Consider the following 23,347-nt stretch of genomic DNA (forward strand, 5'->3'; position numbering starts at 1 on the left):
CAGCCGGGTACCCAGCGCGCTTCGGAAAAACAAAAGGACCCTTGGTCCCAGCGAGTCGCTGGGACCAAGGGTCCTCCAAAGATTGTTCGGCGGCGTCCTACTCTCCCACAGGGTCCCCCCTGCAGTACCATCGGCGCTGTGAGGCTTAGCTTCCGGGTTCGGAATGTAACCGGGCGTTTCCCTCACGCTATGACCACCGAAACCCTGTCAGACACCTCTCGATAAAGAGAGGTCTCGAACGGGCAGCGAACAAGCACACTTTTCAATTAAGTGGAACTGTTCAGCCAGCACAACCGTTCGTTGTCTGGGAACTACACAGTGGACGCGAGCAACTGAGGACAAGCCCTCGGCCTATTAGTACCAGTCACCTCCAGCGGTTACCCGCCTTCCAGATCTGGCCTATCAACCCAGTCGTCTACTGGGAGCCTTAACCCCTCAAGGGGGTGGGAATACTCATCTCGAAGCAGGCTTCCCGCTTAGATGCTTTCAGCGGTTATCCCTCCCGAACGTAGCCAACCAGCCATGCCCTTGGCAGGACAACTGGCACACCAGAGGTTCGTCCGTCCCGGTCCTCTCGTACTAGGGACAGCCCTTCTCAATATTCCTACGCGCACAGCGGATAGGGACCGAACTGTCTCACGACGTTCTAAACCCAGCTCGCGTACCGCTTTAATGGGCGAACAGCCCAACCCTTGGGACCGACTCCAGCCCCAGGATGCGACGAGCCGACATCGAGGTGCCAAACCATCCCGTCGATATGGACTCTTGGGGAAGATCAGCCTGTTATCCCCGGGGTACCTTTTATCCGTTGAGCGACGGCGCTTCCACAAGCCACCGCCGGATCACTAGTCCCGACTTTCGTCCCTGCTCGACCCGTCGGTCTCACAGTCAAGCTCCCTTGTGCACTTACACTCAACACCTGATTACCAACCAGGCTGAGGGAACCTTTGGGCGCCTCCGTTACTCTTTAGGAGGCAACCGCCCCAGTTAAACTACCCATCAGACACTGTCCCTGATCCGGATCACGGACCCAGGTTAGACATCCAGCACGACCAGACTGGTATTTCAACGACGACTCCACCATGGCTGGCGCCATGACTTCAAAGTCTCCCAGCTATCCTACACAAGCCGAACCGAACACCAATATCAAACTGTAGTAAAGGTCCCGGGGTCTTTCCGTCCTGCTGCGCGAAACGAGCATCTTTACTCGTAGTGCAATTTCACCGGGCCTATGGTTGAGACAGTCGAGAAGTCGTTACGCCATTCGTGCAGGTCGGAACTTACCCGACAAGGAATTTCGCTACCTTAGGATGGTTATAGTTACCACCGCCGTTTACTGGCGCTTAAGTTCTCAGCTTCGCCACCCCGAAGAGTGACTAACCGGTCCCCTTAACGTTCCAGCACCGGGCAGGCGTCAGTCCGTATACATCGCCTTACGGCTTCGCACGGACCTGTGTTTTTAGTAAACAGTCGCTTCTCGCTGGTCTCTGCGGCCACCCCCAGCTCACCGAGTAAATCGGATCACCAGTGATGGCCCCCCTTCTCCCGAAGTTACGGGGGCATTTTGCCGAGTTCCTTAACCATAGTTCACCCGAACGCCTCGGTATTCTCTACCTGACCACCTGAGTCGGTTTAGGGTACGGGCCGCCATGAAACTCGCTAGAGGCTTTTCTCGACAGCATAGGATCATCCACTTCACCACAATCGGCTCGGCATCAGGTCTCAGACTATGTGCTGTCCGGATTTACCTGGACAACGTCCTACACCCTTACCCCGGGACAACCACCGCCCGGGATGGACTACCTTCCTGCGTCACCCCATCACTCACCTACTACCACCTTGGGCCGGCGGCTCCACCACTCCCCTCAACTCCGAAGAGATCAGGGCGGCTTCACGGCCTTAGCATTAATGGGCTCGATGTTTGACGCTTCACAGCGGGTACCGGAATATCAACCGGTTATCCATCGACTACGCCTGTCGGCCTCGCCTTAGGTCCCGACTTACCCTGGGCAGATCAGCTTGACCCAGGAACCCTTAGTCAATCGGCGCACACGTTTCTCACGTGTGTATCGCTACTCATGCCTGCATTCTCACTCGTGAACCGTCCACCACTGCCTTACGGCGCGGCTTCACCCGGCACACGACGCTCCCCTACCCATCACAGCAGGCGTTGGCCCTATTGCTGCAATGACACGACTTCGGCGGTACGCTTGAGCCCCGCTACATTGTCGGCGCGGAATCACTAGACCAGTGAGCTATTACGCACTCTTTCAAGGGTGGCTGCTTCTAAGCCAACCTCCTGGTTGTCTGTGCGACTCCACATCCTTTCCCACTTAGCGTACGCTTAGGGGCCTTAGTCGATGCTCTGGGCTGTTTCCCTCTCGACCATGGAGCTTATCCCCCACAGTCTCACTGCCGTGCTCTCACTTACCGGCATTCGGAGTTTGGCTAAGGTCAGTAACCCGGTAGGGCCCATCGCCTATCCAGTGCTCTACCTCCGGCAAGAAACACACGACGCTGCACCTAAATGCATTTCGGGGAGAACCAGCTATCACGGAGTTTGATTGGCCTTTCACCCCTAACCACAGGTCATCCCCCAGGTTTTCAACCCTGGTGGGTTCGGTCCTCCACGACCTCTTACAGCCGCTTCAACCTGCCCATGGCTAGATCACTCCGCTTCGGGTCTTGAGCGCGCTACTGAATCGCCCTATTCGGACTCGCTTTCGCTACGGCTTCCCCACACGGGTTAACCTCGCAACGCACCGCAAACTCGCAGGCTCATTCTTCAAAAGGCACGCAGTCACGAGACATGTGCAAGCACATATCCGACGCTCCCACGGCTTGTAGGCACACGGTTTCAGGTACTATTTCACTCCGCTCCCGCGGTACTTTTCACCATTCCCTCACGGTACTATCCGCTATCGGTCACCAGGGAATATTTAGGCTTAGCGGGTGGTCCCGCCAGATTCACACGGGATTTCTCGGGCCCCGTGCTACTTGGGTGTCTCTCAAACGAGCCGTTGATGTTTCGACTACGGGGGTCTTACCCTCTACGCCGGACCTTTCGCATGTCCTTCGCCTACATCAACGGTTTCTGACTCGCCTCACAGCCGGCAGACTGTGAAAGAGAGATCCCACAACCCCCTGCATGCAACCCCTGCCGGGTCTCACACATACAAGGTTTGGCCTCATCCGGTTTCGCTCGCCACTACTCCCGGAATCACGGTTGTTTTCTCTTCCTGCGGGTACTGAGATGTTTCACTTCCCCGCGTTCCCTCCACACTGCCTATGTGTTCAGCAGTGGGTGACAGCCCATGACGACTGCCGGGTTTCCCCATTCGGAAACCCCCGGATCAAAGCCTGGTTGACGGCTCCCCGGGGACTATCGTGGCCTCCCACGTCCTTCATCGGTTCCTGGTGCCAAGGCATCCACCGTGCGCCCTTAAAAACTTGGCCACAGATGCTCGCGTCCACTGTGCAGTTCTCAAACAACGACCAACCACCCATCACCCCCGGTTACCACCGGAGTTCACTGGGGCCGGCACTGAAGGCAGCCAACCATCGGCCGTACCTTCAGACACCCAACAGCGTGCCCGACACCCTCGCCACTCGTGATCAGCTTTCCACGCTCCGAAGAACAGTACTTGCAGCCCGAGATGACTTGAGTGCCGAATAATCAACGTTCCACCCATGAGCAACCAGCATCGAACATTCGCCGATGTACTGGCCTCTGACCTCGCCCCGAAGGACTCGGTAAGAAGTGCTCCTTAGAAAGGAGGTGATCCAGCCGCACCTTCCGGTACGGCTACCTTGTTACGACTTCGTCCCAATCGCCAGTCCCACCTTCGACAGCTCCCTCCCACAAGGGGTTGGGCCACCGGCTTCGGGTGTTACCGACTTTCGTGACGTGACGGGCGGTGTGTACAAGGCCCGGGAACGTATTCACCGCAGCAATGCTGATCTGCGATTACTAGCAACTCCGACTTCATGGGGTCGAGTTGCAGACCCCAATCCGAACTGAGACAGGCTTTTTGAGATTCGCTCCGCCTCACGGCTTCGCAGCTCTTTGTACCTGCCATTGTAGCACGTGTGCAGCCCAAGACATAAGGGGCATGATGACTTGACGTCGTCCCCACCTTCCTCCGAGTTGACCCCGGCAGTCTCCTGTGAGTCCCCATCACCCCGAAGGGCATGCTGGCAACACAGAACAAGGGTTGCGCTCGTTGCGGGACTTAACCCAACATCTCACGACACGAGCTGACGACAGCCATGCACCACCTGTACACCGACCACAAGGGGGGCACTATCTCTAATGCTTTCCGGTGTATGTCAAGCCTTGGTAAGGTTCTTCGCGTTGCGTCGAATTAAGCCACATGCTCCGCTGCTTGTGCGGGCCCCCGTCAATTCCTTTGAGTTTTAGCCTTGCGGCCGTACTCCCCAGGCGGGGAACTTAATGCGTTAGCTGCGGCACCGACGACGTGGAATGTCGCCAACACCTAGTTCCCACCGTTTACGGCGTGGACTACCAGGGTATCTAATCCTGTTCGCTCCCCACGCTTTCGCTCCTCAGCGTCAGTAATGGCCCAGAGATCCGCCTTCGCCACCGGTGTTCCTCCTGATATCTGCGCATTTCACCGCTACACCAGGAATTCCGATCTCCCCTACCACACTCTAGCCTGCCCGTATCGACTGCAGACCCGGGGTTAAGCCCCGGGCTTTCACAACCGACGTGACAAGCCGCCTACGAGCTCTTTACGCCCAATAATTCCGGACAACGCTTGCGCCCTACGTATTACCGCGGCTGCTGGCACGTAGTTAGCCGGCGCTTCTTCTGCAGGTACCGTCACTTTCGCTTCTTCCCTGCTGAAAGAGGTTTACAACCCGAAGGCCGTCATCCCTCACGCGGCGTCGCTGCATCAGGCTTTCGCCCATTGTGCAATATTCCCCACTGCTGCCTCCCGTAGGAGTCTGGGCCGTGTCTCAGTCCCAGTGTGGCCGGTCGCCCTCTCAGGCCGGCTACCCGTCGTCGCCTTGGTGAGCCACTACCTCACCAACAAGCTGATAGGCCGCGGGCTCATCCTTCACCGCCGGAGCTTTTAACCCCCACCCATGCAGGCAGGAGTGTTATCCGGTATTAGACCCCGTTTCCAGGGCTTGTCCCAGAGTGAAGGGCAGATTGCCCACGTGTTACTCACCCGTTCGCCACTAATCCACCCCGAAGGGCTTCATCGTTCGACTTGCATGTGTTAAGCACGCCGCCAGCGTTCGTCCTGAGCCAGGATCAAACTCTCCGTGAATGTTTTCCCGTAATCGGGACGACACCACGAGAGCGGAACAACCGGTCGGAATAGGACCGGTCGTTCACAGCGTCCTCGCTGTGCGCCTACCCCGAGGGGCAGGACTTTTTCAAAGGAACCTCGTCCCGACCGAACGGCCGGAGACGGGGTATCAACATATCTGGCGTTGATTTTTGGCACGCTGTTGAGTTCTCAAGGAACGGACGCTTCCTTTGTACTCACCCTCTCGGGCTTTCCTCCGGGCGCTTCCCTTCGGTCTTGCGTTTCCGACTCTATCAGACCGTTTCCGTATCCGATTTCCTCGGCGCTTTCCAGGTTTTCGCTTTTGCGTTTCCCTTTCCGGCGAGTCCGACTTTATCAGATCCTTTCGGGCCTGATTCCCGGTCGGCCGGGGTTGTCTTTGGGCCTTTGAAAGCTTTCGCGTTTCGTCGGCCTTTCGACATTCACTACGTTAGCGGATTCCCTCGGTGACTCATAATCGAGTTCCGCGAGTTCGAATTCGGGCATGGTGACATGCCGAAGAGACCCCGGCGGAGGGGAAGACGTAGGTAGTGGGTTGGCCACTTCCGGCTGCTGGCTGAACGCCGTACCCGGGTCAAGCGGCTCGGGCTACATTACGGTTCCCGCAAGGGCGAGTCAAGTTGGGCGCCTACGGGGCACGTGGGCTCGATAGGGGCTCACTGTCGGGTCGTTGGCGATCCAGAACCGCCAGGGATGGACGCCTCCGTCACCCGAGACCCCGGTCCGCGGGCCACTGCTCACCTGGTCGGAACGCACGGGTGTCCCGGTCAGCATGGTCACGGGCGAGCCCTGGGGACCGCAGGCGTCCGTACCGTCGAGTGCTCGGTCGACGTCGAGTGCCGTCGCGAGGCGGGCCGGTCCTTTGGCCAGTTCCCTGTCGTTCCGGGCCGAGAGTCGACGTCTGCGGGCCAGTTCCGCGCCCACCGTGACCTCGCCGGCCCGGAGCAGGACACCGCTGGGCCTGCCCTCGGGGCCACAGACCAGGTTCATGCAGAACCACATGCCGTAGGTGAAGTAGACGTACACGTGACCGGGTGGACCGAACATCACGCCGTTGCGGGCCGTGCGGCCACGGTAGGCGTGTGAGCCAGGGTCGTCCGGTCCGTCGTACGCCTCCACCTCCGTGAGGCGCAGTTCGATGGGGCCCTCCGGGGTGTCGCGCACGAGGAGACGCCCCAGGAGGTCGGGGGCCACCTCCAGTACGGGGCGGTCGAAGAAGTCCCGTGTCAGGGGCGTACGGTCAGGGGCCGCGATCATGGCGTCCGAGCGTAGTCCAGCCGTCCGGTCCGCCGGGCGACGGTGGCTGCGGTGCACGCCGTACTGAGGGACGGCTGTCGGCGGGGTGGTCAGGTGTCCTCTCTCTTGGAAGGGTGAGGACACGGAACCGGTCGGGGCCGGATCGCGTTTGTAGGGATCAAGGGATCCACACGGACACAGGACGGAACAGGCTTTGCCTGGGGAGGAAGTGACATGGGGTTCAAGCGGCTGCTTGCGAGCATGGGGGCCGGTGGGGCTTCGGTCGAGACGGTGCTGACCGAGGCGAACACCGTTCCGGGCGGCGTCGTCCAGGGTGAGGTGCGGATCCAGGGCGGATCGGTCGACCAGGCGATCGAAGGTCTGTCGGTCGGCCTGCAGGCCAGGGTCGAGGTCGAGGGCCACGACGACCAGGAGTACAAGCAGAACATCGACTTCGCGAAGGTGCGGCTCGGCGGGGCCTTCGAGCTGCAGGCCGGCGCCGTGCACGCGGTGCCGTTCGGGCTCGAGATCCCGTGGGAGACGCCGATCACCATGATCGACGGACAGAGCCTTCGGGGCATGAACATCGGGGTGACCACCGAGCTGGAGATCGCCCGCGCGATCGACTCGGGTGACCTCGACCCGATCAACGTGCACCCGATGCCCGCGCAGAAGGCCATCCTCGACGCGTTCATCCAGCTCGGCTTCCGCTTCAAGAGCGCGGACATGGAGCGCGGCCACATCCGGAACACGCGTCAGCGGCTGCCGTTCTACCAGGAGATCGAGTTCTACCCGCCGTCGCAGTACCGCGGGCTGAACCAGGTCGAGCTGAGCTTCGTCGCGGACGACCGCGCGATGGACGTCATCCTGGAGATGGACAAGAAGCCGGGCCTCTTCAGCGAGGGCAGCGACTCCTTCCGCTCCTTCCAGGTGGGTCTGCAGGACTTCCACGGCACGGACTGGGCCGGGTACCTGAACCAGTGGCTGTCCGAGGTCGGCAGCAAGCGCAGTTGGTTCTAGGACTGTCCTAGGCTCGGACTCACAGATTCCGCCGTTCAGGAGGTATGACGTGACCGAGCTCAACAGGGCGCCGCTCCCGCACGCTTTCCATCCGCCGGTGCCGGCGTTCACGGTCACCAGCGAGGACGTCGCGCCGGGGGCCGTGCTGAAGGACGCGCAGGTCCAGGCCGCCGGGAACACCTCTCCCCAGCTCGGCTGGGAGGGGTTCCCGGCGGAGACCAAGAGCTTCGCCGTGACCTGCTTCGACCCGGACGCCCCGACGGGCAGCGGGTTCTGGCACTGGGTCGTGTTCGACATCCCGGCCTCCGTCACGGAGCTGCCGGTGGGTGCGGGCAGTGGCACCTTCGAGGGGCTGCCGGAGGGCGCCGTCCAGGCCCGCAACGACTACGGGTCGCGGGACTTCGGCGGCGCCGCGCCGCCCCCCGGGGACCCCGCCCACCGCTACGTGTTCACCGTGTACGCCGTGGACCAGGAGAAGCTCGGCCCCGACGCGGACGCGTCGCCGGCCGTGGTCGGTTTCAACCTGCGGTTCCACACGCTGGCGCGCGCCCAGCTCGTCGGTGAGTACGCGGCTCCCGCGGAAGACTGACGTTCACGGAACGTTTGCCCGCCTCTGGTCTTGGAAGTGATCAGGGGCGGGCATTTTTTATTGCGTTGTCCATCTCGTCGTGCCCGGCCAAAGTTGATCCCAGCCCGCCGCAGGTGGGCCGGTGCGCAAGAGGAGGTGGGCTGCATGCGGGACACGCTGGTACTGAACGCGAGCTTCGAGCCGCTGTCGACGGTGACGTTGAACCGGGCCGTCGTTCTGGTGCTGACGGACAAGGCCGTCGTCGAGCAGGCCCACCCCGAACTGCGTATGCGCGGGGCCGCCCTGGACATCCCCGTGCCCCGGGTGATCAGGCTCTGCCGCTATGTCCGGGTGCCGTTCCGAAGACAAGCGCCGTGGTCGAGGCGGGGTGTACTGATACGTGACCGGCACCGCTGTGCCTACTGCGGTCGCCGTGCCACCACCGTGGACCACGTGGTGCCGCGGGCCCAGGGTGGTCAGGACTCGTGGTTGAACACGGTGGCCTCGTGCGCCGAGGACAACCACCGCAAGGCGGACCGTACGCCGGAGCAGGCCGAGATGCCGTTGCTGCGGCAGCCGTTCGAGCCGACACCGGCGGACGCCATGCTGCTGGCGCTCGGCCAGGACGACTTCAAGGCGCTTCCCGAGTGGCTGGCGCAGCCCGCCGCGTAGCGTCGTGAACGACCGGGGCCCACCTCCGTACCAGGAGGTGGGCCCCGATGTCGTACGGCGTCAGTCCGTGATGGACGGCTTCTCGCGGCGTTCCCTGCCGCCGGAGTTTCCGGACGATCCGCTGTTGCCGGAACCCGAACCGCCGCCCAGACCACCGAAGTTGCCCATGGCGCCGCTCAGGCCCTTGAGGGCGTCGCCGATCTCGCTGGGCACGATCCAGAGCTTGTTGGCGTCGCCCTCGGCGATCTTCGGGAGCATCTGGAGGTACTGGTAGGAGAGGAGCTTCTGGTCCGGGTCTCCGGCGTGGATGGCCTCGAAGACCGTACGGACGGCCTGGGCCTCGCCCTCGGCGCGCAGGGCCGCGGCCTTGGCCTCACCCTCGGCGCGGAGGATCGCGGACTGCTTCTCGCCCTCGGCGGTGAGGATCTGCGACTGCCGGATGCCTTCCGCGGTGAGGATCGCGGCACGCTTGTCACGGTCGGCGCGCATCTGCTTCTCCATCGAGTCCTGGATGGAGGTGGGCGGCTCGATCGCCTTGAGCTCGACACGGTTGACGCGGATGCCCCACTTGCCGGTGGCCTCGTCGAGGACCCCGCGCAGGGCCGCGTTGATCTCCTCGCGGGAGGTCAGGGTCCGCTCCAGGTCCATGCCGCCGATGATGTTGCGCAGCGTGGTGACGGTGAGCTGCTCGATCGCCTGGATGTAGCTGGCGACCTCGTACGTCGCGGCGCGCGCGTCGGTGACCTGGTAGTAGATGACGGTGTCGATGTTGACGACCAGGTTGTCCTGGGTGATCACCGGCTGGGGCGGGAAGGGGACGACCTGTTCACGGAGGTCGATGCGGTTGCGGATCGAGTCTATGAACGGGACGACGATGTTGAGGCCGGCGTTCAGTGTCCGCGTGTAGCGGCCGAAGCGTTCGACGATGGCGGCGCTGGCCTGTGGGATGACCTGGATGGTCTTGATCAGGGCGATGAAGACCAACACCACCAGAATGATCAGGACGATGATGATCGGTTCCATCGATGCTCCCCGTACCCTTCTCCACTCGGTAATTCCGAAAGATCTTATGGCTGTTGAAGATCTTGCTGGACGAGTCTGACAGAACGTCGTCTGCCGCGTGGGGCGTTCGGTTCACTTGCGTTGTCCGAGGTCACATGACGATCGCCGTGGCTCCGTCGATGTCCACCACATCGACTTCCTGGCCGACCTCGTAGGCCTGTCCGGCGTCGAGGGCGCGTGCCGACCAGATCTCTCCGGCGAGTTTGATCCTGCCGTCGCCCGAGGCGTCGACGCGCTCCAGGACGACGGCCTGCCTGCCCTTCAACGCGTCGACGCCGGAGGCGAGTTGGGGGCGCTGTGCGCTGTGCCGGGCCGCGATGGGCCGTACGACGGCGACGAGGGCGACCGACACGGCCACGAAGACGAGGACCTGGACGACGATTCCGGCACCGAGACCCGCGGTGACCGCCGCGGCGACGGCTCCCACGGCGAACATGCCGAACTCCGGCATCGCCGTCACCACGAGCGGGATGCCCAGTCCTGCGGCGCCGATCAGCCACCACACCCATGCGTCGATGTCGTCCACGTGGTCATGGTAGGACCGCACTCCTCCCGCGGACAGGGCGCACGATCAACTCGCCTGCTCCTGACGGGATCTGCGCGTCCGTGCGCCCGGGGGCGTCAGGCCATCGGGAGGCCCTGCGCGGTCCAGCGCTCGCCGACCTGCTCGACGACGAGCGGGAGGCCGAAGCAGAGCGAGAGGTTGCGCGAGGTGAGTTCGAGCTCCAGGGGTCCGGCCGCGAGCACCTTGCCCTGACGGATCATCAGGACGTGGGTGAAGCCGGGGGCGATCTCCTCGACGTGGTGCGTCACCATGATCATGGAGGGCGCGATCGGGTCGCGGGCGAGGCGGCCCAGGCGGCGCACGAGGTCCTCGCGTCCCCCGAGGTCCAGGCCGGCGGCGGGCTCGTCGAGGAGGAGGAGCTCGGGGTCGGTCATCAGCGCGCGGGCGATCAGCGTGCGCTTGCGCTCGCCCTCGGAGAGGGTGCCGAACCTGCGGTCCAGGTACTCGCTCATGCCGAGACGGTCGAGGAAGGCGCGGGCGCGCCGCTCGTCGACGTCCTCGTAGTCCTCGTTCCAGCCGGCGGTCATGCCGTAGGCGGCGGTGAGGACGGTCTGCAGGACGGTCTGGCGCTTGGGGAGCTTCTCGGCGAGCGCGATGCCGGCGATGCCGATGCGCGGGCGGAGCTCGAAGACGTCGACCTTGCCGAGGGTCTCGCCGAGGATGGTGGTGGTGCCCGCGCTGGGGAAGAGGTAGCTGGAGGCGACGTTGAGCAGGGTCGTCTTCCCGGCGCCGTTGGGACCGAGGATGACCCAGCGCTCCCCCTCCTTGACCGACCAGGAGACCTGGTCCACCAGAGCCCGGCCCTCGCGGACCACGGATACGTCCTCCAGCTCCAGTACATCGCTCATGAGCGCGTTGTCTCCCATTGCAGTCTCGGCCGTCGCTTACGTCTGTGGACGCAGCCCCCAGGGAAAACCTACGCCACCGGTCGGCCGCACCGATCCATCGGTCGGTCCTTAGGGTGGAGGCATGCTCTCGGAACCACGCTCAGGACAACTGGCCGCATGGGGAAATGCCCTATTGGCCGGACTTGTTTCGCCGGACGACGCCGTGCTCGCCATCGTCGGTGACGACGCCGTGCACCGGGTCGAGGGGCTGCCGGGCGAGTCGGGGCCCGTCGGGCTCACGCTCGCCCTCGGCCGGCTGCGCGCGCTCGGGGTGACCGGGCTGCGGGTGGCGCTGCCCGCGCCGGGCCATCCCCTCGGGCTCAGCGGCCCGCCCGCGTTCAACGCGCGCGCCCTGGAGGCCGAGGAGGCCGTGGTGTGCCACGGGTCGGCACTGGGGCTCGTACCGGAGGTGTACGAGGCCGGGCCCGCCGGCGACGTGCACGTCGAGGTCGTCTGGCACTGCCTCGCCGTGCGGGAGGCGCCGCCAGCCGACGTGCCCTCGCTCGGTGAGGCCGAGCGGGAGCTGGCGGAGGCGCTGCGCGACGCGACGGAGGTGCTGTCGCGTCTGGACGTGGCCGGGTCGGGACCGGTCGCCGAGGCGGCGGTCGACGCGTACCGGGCGCGGGCCGAGCGCGGGCGGGAGGTACTGGCTCCCGGGTATCCGCCGCGTGCGGTGCGCGTGCTGGAACTGGCGCAGCGGGTGGGGCTGCTCATCTCGGTGGCGTACGAGAACGGGCACGGTGGCGCGGTGAGCGCCTCGGAGATGGCCGCCCGGGCCGAGGCGCTGCGGCCGGTGGAGCGGACGGCGCGGCGGGCGCAGGTGGCGGCGTACAACGCGTTCGTGGAGGAGCGGGAGCGCGGCGTCCGCTGAAGTCGGCCCGCTGCGTGACGCCGGCGCCCGTGCGCGCGCGTCGGCGGCCTTCGCGGGTGATGCGGGTGATGCGGGTGATGCGGGTGATGCGGGTGATGGTCACCGCATCGTTCCGGGCCGGCCTCGTTGTCGGGCGGGGCGGGTGTCCGTGCCGGCCGGCCTGCCCCGGAGTTCTCGACGCGGCCGGGGCTGCGCGGTGCCGGCCGGGACGCGGAAGAGCCCCGCGAATCGTTTCCGTTCGCGGGGCTCCTCCAGGTGGTGCGTCAGCCGTTGACGCCGCCGTTGCCGAAGGCCGGGTTGAGCAGGCCGATGACGTTGACGGAGTTGCCCACGACATTCACCGGGACGTGGACCGGGACCTGCGCGACGTTGCCCGAGGCGACGCCCGGCGACCCGATGGCCGCACCCTCGGCGCCCGAGTCGGCGACAGCGGCACCGGCGGAAGCACCGGCGGCGATGCCGGCGACGGTGATGGCCAGGGCGGCCTTCTTGGCGATGTTCATGAGAAGCGTTCCTCCTGCGTATACGGATCCGACCCGGCCCGCGGGTCGTACGCTGAGCAACGCCGGGGAGGCCGGGACGGCACGGGAGGCCGTCGCGATTGCCCCGTTCGATGCATTACACCGATGAGCCGACAAACAGACCGGCCCCCGGGGAATCCCCGGGAGCCGGTGGTCACGACCGTCCGACGGCGGACGTCAGCGGTTGAGGCCGAGGTTGCCGAACGCCGGGTTCAGCACGCCGATGACGTTCACGCTGTTGCCGACCGCGTTCACCGGGACGTGGACAGGGGCCTGGATGGTGTTGCCCGAGATGACACCGGGGGAACCCTCGGCCTTGCCGACCGCCAGCGATCCGTCGGAGGCCGAGGCCATACCGGCGCCGGCGGCGACCAGGCCACCGGCGACCATCGCGACAGCGGTGACCTTCTTCAGGTTCTTCACTTCTGAAACCCCTCCTTGCGAACACTGCGGCAGGTCGCCGCAGCACGCCCTGGAGAACGGCGACGATCCTCGGAGGTTGCGCCGTTCGGGGGACATACACACGACGGTATGAATCTCATTCCGGACCGGAACCCCCTCGTCGGGGGGCGGCCCCGGCCGCGCCCGAGGGGTGCGCCGGAGCAGGGAGCCGCTGGTGACCGCTCCGGGGGTGGTCAGCCCGCGATGCCGTTCCTGACGGCCCAGAGGGCGGCCTGGGTGCGGTCGGCGAGGTCGAGCTTCATCAGGATGTTCGAGACGTGGGTCTTCACCGTCTTCTCGGAGAGCACCAGGGCGCGGGCGATCTCCCGGTTGGAGCGGCCGTCGGCGATCAGCACGAGCACCTCGCGTTCCCGTTCGGTGAGCGAACCGCCTCTCCCTTGGCCCGTGTTCGCCTCCTCCTGGGACAACAGGGCGCCCGCGACCTCGGGTTGCAGGAGGATGTGCCCCGCGTGGACGGAGCGGATGGCGCCGGCCAGCGCGTCGGGGTCCACGTCCTTGTACACGTACCCGGCGGCGCCCGCGCGCAGGGCGGGCACCACCGTGCGCTGCTCGGTGAAGCTGGTGACGATCAGCACGCGGGCGGGGTTGGCGAGTTCGCGGAGCTTGCGCAGCGCGTCGATACCGTCCATGCCCGGCATCTTCACGTCCATCAGGACGACGTCGGGCTTCAGCTCCTCGGCGCGGGCGACTCCCTCGGCGCCGTCGGACGCCTCACCGACGACCTCGATGTCGTCCTGCACCTCGAGGAAGGTGCGCAGGCCCCGGCGGACGACCTGGTGGTCGTCGACGAGCAGCACCTTGATTGCGTCAGCCACCAGGGACCTCCATCTCGATCGTGGTGCCCTTTCCGGGCGCCGATTGCACGGTGAGTCTGCCGCCGACCCCGCTCGCCCGGTCCCGCATCGACACCAGGCCGAGGTGGCGCCCGGCGTTGCGTGTCGCGGTGGGGTCGAAGCCGCTGCCGTCGTCGACCACGTGCAGGACGGCGCCGGGGCCGCGCCTCTCCACGGTGACGTCGACGTGGGCGGCGCCGGAGTGGCGCAGCGCGTTGTGCAGGGCCTCCTGGGCCACGCGCAGCATCGCCTCCTCCTGGGAGGCGGGCAGCGCCCGGACGCCGCGGCCGGCGAAGGTGACGCGCGCGGAGTGGGCGCGGTCGAGGACCTGTATGTGGGTGCGCAGGGTGGCGACGAGGCCGTCCTCGTCGAGTGCGGCGGGCCGCAACTCGACGACGGCCGCGCGCAGTTCGTCCGCGGCCTCCGCTGCGAGGGAGGCCACGTGCTGGAGTTCGCCCTTGGCCCGGGAGGGGTCCCGGTCGACGAGGGTGGCGGCGGCCTGGGCGGTGAGGCGCAGGGAGAACAGCTTCTGGCTGACGGCGTCGTGCAGTTCGTGCGCGAGGCGGGACCGCTCCTCGGCGATGGTCAGCTCGCGGCTGCGTTCGTAGAGGCGGGCGTTGGTGAGGGCGATCGCCGCGTGCTGGGCGAGGATGGTGAGGAGTTCCTCGTCGTCCTCGGTGAAGCCGCAGGTGTGCGCCCCCGGCGCCGTGCTGTCGTCCCCCGCGGGGCGCCGCTTGTTCGCGAGGAAGAGCGCCCCGATCGTCTCGTCGCCGTCCCGGATGGGCAGGCCGAGGAAGTCGGACATGTCGGGGTGGGCGGAGGGCCAGCCCTCGAAGCGGGGGTCCTCGCGGACGTCGGCGAGGCGCTCGGGGCGGGCCTCGCTCAGCATCGCGGCGAGGATGCCGTGCTGGCGCGGGAGCGGGCCGATGGCCTTCCACTGCGCGTCGCTGACGCCGTCGACGACGAACTGGGCGAAGCCCCCGTGGTCGTCGGGCACGCCGAGGGCCGCGTACTGCGCGTCGAGCAGTTCGCGCGCCGAGGCGACGATCGTCTTGAGGACGTCGCGCACTTCGAGGTGCCGGCTCATGGCCAGCAGCGCGGTGCTCACCGCGTACAGGCCCGACCGGGGTCCTTGGCTCATGCCCCCAACGTACCGGCGGGCGGTGACAGCGCGTATCGGACCGGTGATGGCGCCGACCTGGGTCGTTGGGCCTAGGCCGGGTCCGTTCCCGTGCCCTTGGCGGACCTAGGACGAAGGGACCCGGATCATTGCGGCCCGCGTACGAGGCGGCCGGGCGGGTCCCGTTCCTAGCGTGAGGGCATCCGCCGGAGGGCGGGTCATGGACGAGGGGACGGACGTTATGCCGGTAGCGATCATCACAGGGGCCTCTAAGGGACTGGGACGGGCGCTGGGTGCGGCCCTCGCGGAGCGCGGCTGGGATCTGGTGCTGGACGCCAGATCGGCCGGGGCGCTGGAGGAGAGCGCCGTGGACCTGGCCGCGTACGGGACGCGGGTGGAGGCGTTGCCCGGAGACGTGACGGACGCCGGTCACCGGGCCGCGCTCGTGGCGGCGGCCCGGAAGCTGGGCGGGGTCGACCTGCTGGTGAACAACGCGAGCGCGCTGGGCGCCGAGCCGCTGGTGCGTCTGGAGGAGCTGGGTCTGGACGGGCTGCGACGGGCGCTGGAGGTCAATGTGGTCGCCGCGCTGGGCCTGGTCCAGGAGGCGCTGCCCCTGCTGCGGGCGGCGCCGGCCGGGGCGGTCGTGGCCGTCAGTTCGGACGCGGCGGCGGAGGCGTACGAGACGTGGGGCGGGTACGGGGCCTCGAAGGCGGCGCTCGACCAGCTGTCGGCGGTGCTCGGCGAGGAGGAGCCCGGGCTGCGGGTCTGGGCCGTGGACCCCGGGGACATGGGAACGGACCTGTACCGGGCGGCCGTGCCGGACGACGACGATCCGCGGCCGGCGCCGGACCGGGTGGTTCCGGCGTTCCTGCGACTGCTCGACGAACGGCCGGCCAGCGGCCGCTACGCCGCTCCGGCCCTGCTGGAGCAGCGATGACGACGGCGACGGGGGTGCCTGCGGCCGGGAGCGGCCGGACGTGGGGAGCCGTTCCGGAGGAGCTGTCCGCGCGGGTGCCGGCCGAGCAGCGGGGCGCGGGGCGCGAGCGGGATTCCGTACGGCTGCTGGTGTCGCGGGGCCGTGCGGTGTCGCATCACGCGTTCGTGGAGCTGCCGCGGCAGCTCCAGGCCGGGGACCTGCTGATCGTGAACACGTCGGCCACCCTGGCGGCGGCGGTGGACGGGCGGGTCGGGCACGCGCGCGTGGTGGTGCACTTCTCGACGCGCGGCGACGACGGGCGGTGGGCCGTCGAGCTGCGGGATCCGGACGGGACGGGCACCACGCGTGCGCGTGCGGGCGGGCCCGCCGGGACGGAGGTGCGGCTGCCGGAGGACGTACGCCTTGTCCTGGAGGAGCCGCTGAGCGCGCGCGGACCGCGGCTGTGGTGGGCGCGGGTGCCGGACGGCGCGGACATCCATGGCCTGCTGCGGCGGTGCGGGCGGCCCATCCGCTACTCCTACACGGACCGGGACCAGCCACTGTCCGCCTACCAGACGGTGTTCGCCCTGCCGTCCGACGACGGGGCGGGCAGCGCGGAGATGCCGAGCGCGGCCCGTCCCTTCACCGCGCGCATGGTGGCGGAGCTGGTGAGCCGCGGGGTGCAGTTCGCTCCGGTCACCCTGCACACGGGGGTGGCGTCGGCGGAGGCGCACGAGCCGCCGTATCCGGAGCCTTACGCCGTGCCGGAGACGTCGGCCCGGCTGATCAACGCGGCGCGGGCCGGTGGGGGCCGGATCGTGGCGGTCGGTACGACGGCCGTGCGGGCCGTGGAGTCCGCGACCGGGCCGGACGGGCTGGTGCGGGCGGCGCGGGGCTGGACGGACCTGGTGGTGACCCCGGAGCGGGGCGTACGGATCGTCGACGGGCTGCTGACCGGGCTGCACGAGCCGGAGGCCTCGCATCTTCTGATGCTGGAGGCGGTCGCCGGGAGGGCTGCCGTGGACCGTGGCTACGAGGCCGCGCTGGCCGGGCTCTACCTCTGGCACGAGTTCGGCGACGTGCACCTCATCCTCCCGGAGGAGACCCCTCACACAGAGCGTTGCGCACGCAACTCTTGGTGAGATCGCAACACCTCCGATGTGAGCCCGCACATAGGGTGCACATCACGTACGAACGGACATAGGAGACAACTGGACCCTGGATGAGCGGGGCAGACGTGCCAGTCTGCCCCGTTTTGCCCTTTCCGTCTCCACTACCTGGCTTCGTACGTCACACCTTTGCCACAGCATTTTGCGGCCGCTAAGAATTGCCCTCGTCGCTCAGCGCCTCGGGTTCTGCCCCGGGGCGTTCGTCCGGAAACGCAATGAAGCAATGTCCCCTCGGACCGCGAGCGACCTCCGCGCTATTCGAAGAGGTCTCAGTCATGCCCAAGAACATCATCACTCCTGGACATAGTCCGAAGCTGACCAAGCTCCACAAGCTTTCGATCGCCGGCGTGGCCACCCTCGGTGCCGCCACCCTCGCGTTCTCCCTGGTGCCGGACAACTCCCACACCACCACGAACGACGCCGCCGTCTCCACCGCGAAGGTCGCCTACAGCGACAAGCAGATCAAGGACGTCAAGGCCAGCGTCACCGACCAGCTGGCCGGCGCGAAGCTGAAGGCCCAGGACATCGCCGCGAAGAAGAAGGCGGCCGACGCCGCCGCGGCGAAGAAGAAGGCAGCCGAGGCAGCCGCCGCGAAGAAGAAGGCAGCCGCGAAGAAGGCCGCCCAGGCACGCTCCAAGGCCGCCGCGAGCCGCTCCTCCGAGCGGATCAAGGTCCAGCCCGTCTCCGCCAAGACGTACGCGAACAACCTCGACGGCTGGATCCGCGAGTCCCTGGACATCATGAAGTCGAAGGGCATCCCGGGCTCCTACAACGGGCTGCACCGCAACATCCTGCGTGAGTCCTCGGGCAACCCGAAGGCCATCAACGACTGGGACATCAACGCCATCAACGGCATCCCGTCGAAGGGTCTGCTGCAGGTCATCCCGCCGACCTTCAACGCCTACCACGTGGCCGGCACGTCGTGGAACATCTACGACCCGGTCGCCAACATCACCGCCGCCGCCAACTACGCGGCCGACAAGTACGGCTCGATGGACAACGTCAACAGCGCGTACTGAGGGCCGAGCGCGGAGCTCCCGTCACAGACGCCGAAGGGCGGCACCCCGATCCGGGGTGCCGCCCTCGCGCTGTCCTCGGACGCGGAAGCTACTTGCGCATGACCTCGGGCTCGTGGCGGCGCAGGAAGCGGGCCACGAGGAATCCGCAGGCCACACCGAGCGCGATCAGCGCGACCATGTCCATGGCCCAGGCGCCGGCCGTGTGGTCCCACAGCGGGTCCGTGTTCGTCGGATCGTCGGGGTTCGGGAAGATGTTGTTGAAGTCCAGCGTCGTGCCGGACGCGGCGACCGCCCAGCGGGCCGGCATCAGGTACGAGAACTGGTTGACCCCCACCGTGCCGTTCAGGATGAACAGGCAGCCGGTGAAGACGACCTGGACGATCGCGAACATGACCAGCAGCGGCATCGTCTTCTCGGCGGTCTTCACCAGCGAGGAGATGACCAGGCCGAACATCATCGACGCGAAGCCCAGCGCCATGATCGGGATGGTGAGCTCGACCTTGGGCAGGCTCTTGAGGATCAGGCCCTCGTCCGGGACCGTGCGGCTGCCGAACCCGATCGCGCCGACCAGCGCACCCTGCAGCAGGGTGACCACGCCGAGGACGATCACCTTCGACATCAGGTAGGCGGACCGGGACAGCCCGGTCGCCCGCTCCCGTTCGTAGATCACCCGTTCCTTGATCAGCTCACGGACGGAGTTGGCGGCGCCCGCGAAGCACGCGCCGACCGCGAGGATCAGCAGGACCGTCGTGGCCGTGCCGTTCGCGACATGGACGCCCGAGGGCAGCACCTTGTCGTTGACCAGCAGGGTCTTGCCGTTGTCGATCAGCAGGCTCACCGAGCCCAGCACCGCCGGCAGGATCACCGTCAGCGCCAGGAAGCCCTTGTCGGACGCGATGACCGAGGCGTAGCGCCGGATCAGCGTCGTCAGCTGGGAGCCCCAGCTCTGCGGCTTCGGCGGCTTCATCGCCTGCGCCGACGGCATCTGCGTCGACTGCGGGGCGACGGCGTCGATGTCCGCGGCGTACATCTGGTAGTGCTGCGAGCCCTTCCAGCGGCCCGCCCAGTCGTAGTCGCGGTAGTTCTCGAACGCGGAGAAGACGTCGGCCCAGGTCTCGTAGCCGAAGAAGTTCAGCGCCTCCTCCGGCGGGCCGAAGTAGGCGACGGCACCGCCCGGCGCCATCACGAGGAGCTTGTCGCAGATCGCCAGCTCGGCCACCGAGTGCGTGACCACCAGGACGGTACGACCGTCGTCGGCGAGGCCGCGCAGCAACTGCATGACGTCACGGTCCATGCCCGGGTCGAGACCGGAGGTCGGCTCGTCCAGGAAGATCAGCGACGGCTTGGTCAACAGCTCCAGCGCCACCGACACCCGCTTGCGCTGGCCGCCGGAGAGGGAGGTGACCTTCTTCTCCTTGTGGACGTCCAGCTTCAGCTCGCGCAGGACCTCGTCTATCCGGGCCTCGCGCTCCTGGCCCGTGGTGTCCGCGGGGAAGCGCAGCTTGGCCGCGTACTTCAGGGCCTTCTTGACGGTCAGCTCCTTGTGCAGGATGTCGTCCTGCGGGACCAGACCGATGCGCTGGCGCAGCTCGGCGAACTGCTTGTAGAGGTTTCGGTTGTCGTAGAGGACGTCGCCCTGGTTGGCGGGGCGGTAACCCGTGAGCGCCTTCAGAAGCGTCGACTTGCCGGAACCCGAGGGGCCGATCACCGCGACGAGCGACTTCTCCGGCACGCCGAAGGAGACGTCCTTGAGGATCTGCTTGCCGCCGTCGACCGTGACCGTCAGATGACGGGCCGAGAAGGACACCTCACCGGTGTCGACGAACTCCTCGAGACGGTCCCCCACCAGCCGGAACGTGGAGTGGCCGACACCGACGATGTCGTTCGGGCCGAGGAGCGCCGAGCCGCCCTTGGTGATCGGCATGCCGTTGACGTACGTGCCGTTGTGCGAACCGAGGTCGCGGATCTCGAAGCGGCCGTCCGGCGTCGCGTGGAACTCGGCGTGGTGCCGGGAGACCTGGAGGTCCGAGACCACCAGTTCGTTCTCCAGCGCACGACCGATGCGCATCACGCGCCCCAGCGAGAACTGGTGGAACGTCGTCGGGCTGCGGTCTCCGTACACCGGCGGCGCCCCCGCGCCCCCACCGGGTCCCTGCTGCTGCGGGATGCCCATGGGCTGCGGCGGCTGCTGCCCGCCCTGGCCCGGAGCCTGCTGCGGCGTCGGCTGCTGAGACCAGCCCGGGCCCGCGCCCTGCGCCGCGTACGGCTGCTGCTGCGGCTGTGCGACCGAGGCCGCCGTGCCGGACAGGCTCACCCGCGGGCCGTCGGTCGCGTTGCCGAGATGCACGGCCGAACCGGGTCCGACCTCCGTCTGGTGGACGCGCTGCCCGTGTACGAACGTGCCGTTGGTGCTCCCGTGGTCGTCGATGACCCAACTACGGCCGTTCCAGCTGATCGTGGCGTGACGCCAGGACACCCTGGCGTCGTCGAGCACGATGTCCCCCTGCGGATCGCGTCCGAGGGCGTAGGACCTGGAGGCATCGAGCGTCCAGGTCCGTCCATTCAATTCCAGTACGAGTTCCGGCACTCCAGCCCCACTGTGTTGTCCCCCGAGTTACCCCCAACACAGGGAGTCTAGGGATGTCGAACATCGTGGGGAACTATTTCAGTAGGAGGCCCCCGACCGAAAGTCGGGCCATGTGAACGATGGGTACGGGCGAGTTGCCCGTTTCCGTTGACGGGGTTGAAACCGGACCGGAGAGTGGTAATCCCCCGCGAGGGGGACATCCGCGGGATCGCCGCGGCGCGGATCGGGGGGTCTGGCGATGGGCAACGGGACCGAGCGGCACGGCGGAGGCACCGGGAGGGTGCCGCGGGGGGTGCCGTGGGGGGACGTACTCCTGTCGGCGATCGCCTCCGTGAGCTGGGCGCTGGTCGGCATGGCGGGCACCGCGGCGCTCGGTCTGCATCTCCTCGGCGCGGACACCGCGGGCTCGCTCGGCCCGATGACCGCGGCCGTCGTCGCGCTCGGGGCGAACGGTTCGGTGACCCCGTCCGGTGACGTGTCCGCCTTCGGCCTGCGGGGCGCGCAGGCCCACACCGCCATCCAGATCACCCCGCTCGGCGTCGGGCTCGTCGGCGCGCTCCTCATGGGGTGGTTCTTCCTGAGGTCCTTGCGCGCGGCCGGAGTTGTGGTCGCGCCCTCCGAACTCCTGGCGCGCGCGGGCTCGGTGATCGTCCTCTTCGTCGCCACCCTCGGCGGACTCGCCTGGGCCGGCCACGACGTGATCACCATCGACGGCGGCAGGCTCGGGCTCGACAAGGTCGCCGGCGGAAGTGGCGGACTCGGGGACATCACCGACAAACTTCCGGGCGGACTGGGCGATCTGGGGGACCTCGGGGGGCTGCTGCCCGACAAGGTCGGCGACCTCGTGAAGGCGAAGGCGGCCGTGGGCTTCTCCGTCGACACCGCGCCGACCCTCCTCGGCGGAGCCGCCTGGGCCGCCGGCGTCCTGCTGATCGCCCTGCTCGCCTCCCGGCGTACGCCCCTTCCGCCCGGCTGGGACGCCGTGCACCGCGTCGTACGGCCGGCCGTCGCCTCCCTCGTCACCGTCCTTCTCGTCACGGTCCTCGCCGGACTCGCCGCGGCGGCGTACGCGGCGGTCGGCGACGACCATCCGAAGCGGATCGCGGGGGCGGCGCTGCTCGGCGCGCCCAACGGCGCGTGGCTCGCCGTCCCGCTCGGGCTCTTCGTCCCCTGGGACGGGCGGGCCACCGGCGAACTCGCCAAGCTCCTGCCCGATCCGCTCGACCGGCTCCTCGGCGGTGGCACCGACCGGCCCGTCACCCTGAGCCGCCTCGCCGAACTCGACGGCCGGGTCTGGCTGTTGGCCGTCGCGACCGCGCTCATGATGCTGTACGCGGGCGTCCTGACGGCTGTCCGTACGCCATTCGTACGGGCCGGGGGTGCGGCCGTTGCGGGGGCACCGGGTGACACCTCTGTACGAGGTGGGAGCGCGCTGCGGTTCGCCGGCCTCTGCGCCGTTCGGCTCGGCGTCGCGACCGCACTGGCACTGCCGCTGCTCGCCTGGCTGACGGACGTGTCGGTGGACGCGTCGCTGTCGGTCCTCGGGTTCGACGCCTTCGGCGCGGGGATCCTGCTGCACGGGCGACTGGGGATGGCGTTGGTGCTCGGTGCGGTGTGGGGGGCGGGGGCCGGGGGCGTGGGTGCCTTGCTGGCGTGCGTGAGTGGGGCGGCGGGACGGCGGGTGGCCGTCTTGGCGGCGACGGCGGGGGCGGGGGCGGGGGCTGTGGCGAGCGGGGGCGGCGCGGGTGCGGGTCTTGATGCGGGGGTTGCTCTGAGTCCGGGAGCTGGTCCGGGTGCGGGATCTGGTCCGGGTGCGGGTGGTGGGGGTGAGGCTGGGCCGTATCGGCCTCGGGGGTCGTATCGGGCGCCGAATCCGGACACCAATCCGTATCTGAGGGTGCCGGAGGAGTTGCGGAAGGCTGAGCCTGAGGATCGGCGGCCGGGGGGCGAGGGCGGGCCGGTGCCGGGACAGGGGTCCGGGGACGTGTACGGGGCGCCGACGGTGATGCGGCCGATGGGGCCGTTGCCGAAGCGGCGGCCGGACGGGGGTGAGGGTGGGCCTCCTCCGCCGCCGCCCCCGCCACCGCCGGCGCCGCCTCCGCCGGGAGGACGGCCGCGGCGCTGAGGCCGGCCGAGCGCCTGCGCCTGTGGGTGGGTCGGGGCCGTGCCGGTACATCCGCCCGTCGCCGCTGAATCAGACGTCGGTCATCAACGCCCGGCTGCTCGATCCGAACGTAAGCGACGGGCATCTGATGTACCGGCACGGCCCCTCTCGCCGGAGGGCGGGTGCGGGCGGTGGCGGGCTGGGGCCGCCGGCCAAGAGCCCTGCCGCCGGACGGCGGCTGCGGGCGGTAGCGGGCTGGGGCCGCCCCTCCACGGCCCCTCTCGCCGGACGGGGGCTGCGGGCGGTGGCGGACCGGGGACGCCGGCCAAGGCCCCTCTCGCCGGAGGGCGGGTGCGGGCGGTGGCGGGCTGGGGTCGCCGGCCAAGAGCCCTCCCGCCGGACGGCGGCTGCGGGCGG

17 protein-coding genes and 3 rRNA genes are annotated in these 23,347 nt (G+C 67.6%); 8 read left to right on the forward strand and 12 right to left on the reverse strand.

Annotation, left to right across the window (positions count from 1 at the left end):
* Positions 1-84: 84 nt before the first annotated feature.
* The 4 genes from rrf to B0675_RS35150 form a co-directional block, all read right to left on the reverse strand.
* Positions 85-201, reverse strand: a 5S ribosomal RNA gene (gene rrf / locus B0675_RS35130).
* Positions 202-334: 133 nt separating this feature from the next.
* Positions 335-3,456: ribosomal RNA gene (locus tag B0675_RS35135) — 23S ribosomal RNA — on the reverse strand.
* Between the two features lie 315 nt (positions 3,457-3,771).
* Positions 3,772-5,297, reverse strand: a 16S ribosomal RNA gene (locus B0675_RS35140).
* Together the 16S, 23S and 5S rRNA genes form the textbook arrangement of a ribosomal RNA operon.
* 636 nt (positions 5,298-5,933) lie before the next feature.
* Positions 5,934-6,575, reverse strand: a complete 642-nt coding sequence (locus B0675_RS35150) for a DNA-3-methyladenine glycosylase (protein ID WP_081223637.1) — start codon at positions 6,573-6,575, stop codon at positions 5,934-5,936.
* Between the two features lie 213 nt (positions 6,576-6,788).
* Between B0675_RS35150 and B0675_RS35155 the strand changes: the two genes are divergently transcribed.
* The 3 genes from B0675_RS35155 to B0675_RS35165 all read left to right on the forward strand — a co-directional run bounded on the left by B0675_RS35155 (position 6,789) and on the right by B0675_RS35165 (position 8,814).
* Complete coding sequence (locus tag B0675_RS35155; protein ID WP_081223638.1) at positions 6,789-7,574, forward strand: sporulation protein; 786 nt, start codon at positions 6,789-6,791, stop codon at positions 7,572-7,574.
* Between the two features lie 49 nt (positions 7,575-7,623).
* A complete protein-coding gene (locus tag B0675_RS35160) occupies positions 7,624-8,163 on the forward strand; it encodes a YbhB/YbcL family Raf kinase inhibitor-like protein (protein ID WP_081223639.1) in 540 nt (179 codons plus the stop codon).
* 144 nt (positions 8,164-8,307) lie between these two features.
* Positions 8,308-8,814, forward strand: coding sequence for an HNH endonuclease (locus B0675_RS35165; RefSeq protein ID WP_081223640.1), 507 nt, complete (start codon positions 8,308-8,310; stop codon positions 8,812-8,814).
* A 60-nt stretch (positions 8,815-8,874) separates the two neighbouring features.
* Here B0675_RS35165 and B0675_RS35170 read toward each other — a convergent pair whose 3' ends face one another.
* From B0675_RS35170 to B0675_RS35180, 3 genes are all read right to left on the reverse strand, one after another.
* The gene (locus B0675_RS35170) at positions 8,875-9,837 is read right to left on the reverse strand and encodes an SPFH domain-containing protein (RefSeq protein ID WP_081223641.1); all 963 of its coding nucleotides are present in this window, start codon (positions 9,835-9,837) and stop codon (positions 8,875-8,877) included.
* Between the two features lie 130 nt (positions 9,838-9,967).
* A complete protein-coding gene (locus B0675_RS35175; protein WP_081223642.1) occupies positions 9,968-10,402 on the reverse strand; it encodes an NfeD family protein in 435 nt (144 codons plus the stop codon).
* Positions 10,403-10,497: 95 nt separating this feature from the next.
* Positions 10,498-11,289, reverse strand: coding sequence for an ABC transporter ATP-binding protein (locus B0675_RS35180; RefSeq protein WP_081224061.1), 792 nt, complete (start codon positions 11,287-11,289; stop codon positions 10,498-10,500).
* A gap of 121 nt (positions 11,290-11,410) precedes the next feature.
* Here B0675_RS35180 and B0675_RS35185 point away from each other — a divergent pair, with 121 nt between their 5' ends.
* Positions 11,411-12,199 carry a hypothetical protein gene (locus B0675_RS35185; protein WP_081223643.1) on the forward strand — a complete coding sequence of 263 codons (789 nt, stop codon included), beginning with the start codon at positions 11,411-11,413 and terminating at the stop codon, positions 12,197-12,199.
* 263 nt (positions 12,200-12,462) lie between these two features.
* Here the strand turns inward: B0675_RS35185 and B0675_RS35190 are convergent, their stop codons facing one another.
* The 4 genes from B0675_RS35190 to B0675_RS35205 form a co-directional block, all read right to left on the reverse strand.
* Positions 12,463-12,702: a chaplin gene (locus B0675_RS35190; RefSeq protein ID WP_081223644.1), complete on the reverse strand. Its 240-nt coding sequence runs from the start codon at positions 12,700-12,702 to the stop codon at positions 12,463-12,465.
* 195 nt (positions 12,703-12,897) lie between these two features.
* The gene (locus B0675_RS35195) at positions 12,898-13,143 is read right to left on the reverse strand and encodes a chaplin (RefSeq protein WP_081223645.1); all 246 of its coding nucleotides are present in this window, start codon (positions 13,141-13,143) and stop codon (positions 12,898-12,900) included.
* 212 nt (positions 13,144-13,355) lie between these two features.
* Positions 13,356-13,997: a response regulator transcription factor gene (locus B0675_RS35200; RefSeq protein WP_081223646.1), complete on the reverse strand. Its 642-nt coding sequence runs from the start codon at positions 13,995-13,997 to the stop codon at positions 13,356-13,358.
* A complete protein-coding gene (locus B0675_RS35205; RefSeq protein ID WP_081223647.1) occupies positions 13,990-15,156 on the reverse strand; it encodes a GAF domain-containing sensor histidine kinase in 1,167 nt (388 codons plus the stop codon). Before B0675_RS35205 ends, B0675_RS35200 begins: the two co-directional genes overlap by 8 nt.
* A gap of 220 nt (positions 15,157-15,376) precedes the next feature.
* On the opposite strand from B0675_RS35205, the gene B0675_RS35210 reads away from it, so the two are divergent.
* From B0675_RS35210 to B0675_RS35220, 3 genes are all read left to right on the forward strand, one after another.
* The gene (locus tag B0675_RS35210; protein ID WP_081223648.1) at positions 15,377-16,072 is read left to right on the forward strand and encodes an SDR family NAD(P)-dependent oxidoreductase; all 696 of its coding nucleotides are present in this window, start codon (positions 15,377-15,379) and stop codon (positions 16,070-16,072) included.
* Positions 16,069-17,193: an S-adenosylmethionine:tRNA ribosyltransferase-isomerase gene (locus B0675_RS35215; protein WP_081223649.1), complete on the forward strand. Its 1,125-nt coding sequence runs from the start codon at positions 16,069-16,071 to the stop codon at positions 17,191-17,193. The genes B0675_RS35210 and B0675_RS35215 overlap by 4 nt, the downstream gene beginning before the upstream one ends.
* 302 nt (positions 17,194-17,495) lie before the next feature.
* Positions 17,496-18,239, forward strand: a complete 744-nt coding sequence (locus tag B0675_RS35220; protein ID WP_081223650.1) for a transglycosylase SLT domain-containing protein — start codon at positions 17,496-17,498, stop codon at positions 18,237-18,239.
* Positions 18,240-18,327: 88 nt separating this feature from the next.
* Here B0675_RS35220 and B0675_RS35225 read toward each other — a convergent pair whose 3' ends face one another.
* A complete protein-coding gene (locus B0675_RS35225; protein ID WP_081223651.1) occupies positions 18,328-20,826 on the reverse strand; it encodes an FHA domain-containing protein in 2,499 nt (832 codons plus the stop codon).
* A 292-nt stretch (positions 20,827-21,118) separates the two neighbouring features.
* Here B0675_RS35225 and B0675_RS35230 point away from each other — a divergent pair, with 292 nt between their 5' ends.
* The gene (locus tag B0675_RS35230) at positions 21,119-22,951 is read left to right on the forward strand and encodes a streptophobe family protein (protein ID WP_347110811.1); all 1,833 of its coding nucleotides are present in this window, start codon (positions 21,119-21,121) and stop codon (positions 22,949-22,951) included.
* Positions 22,952-23,347 lie beyond the last annotated feature (396 nt).

The sequence above is a fragment of the Streptomyces sp. M41(2017) genome (genome assembly GCF_002078175.1).
Classification (GTDB): domain Bacteria; phylum Actinomycetota; class Actinomycetes; order Streptomycetales; family Streptomycetaceae; genus Streptomyces.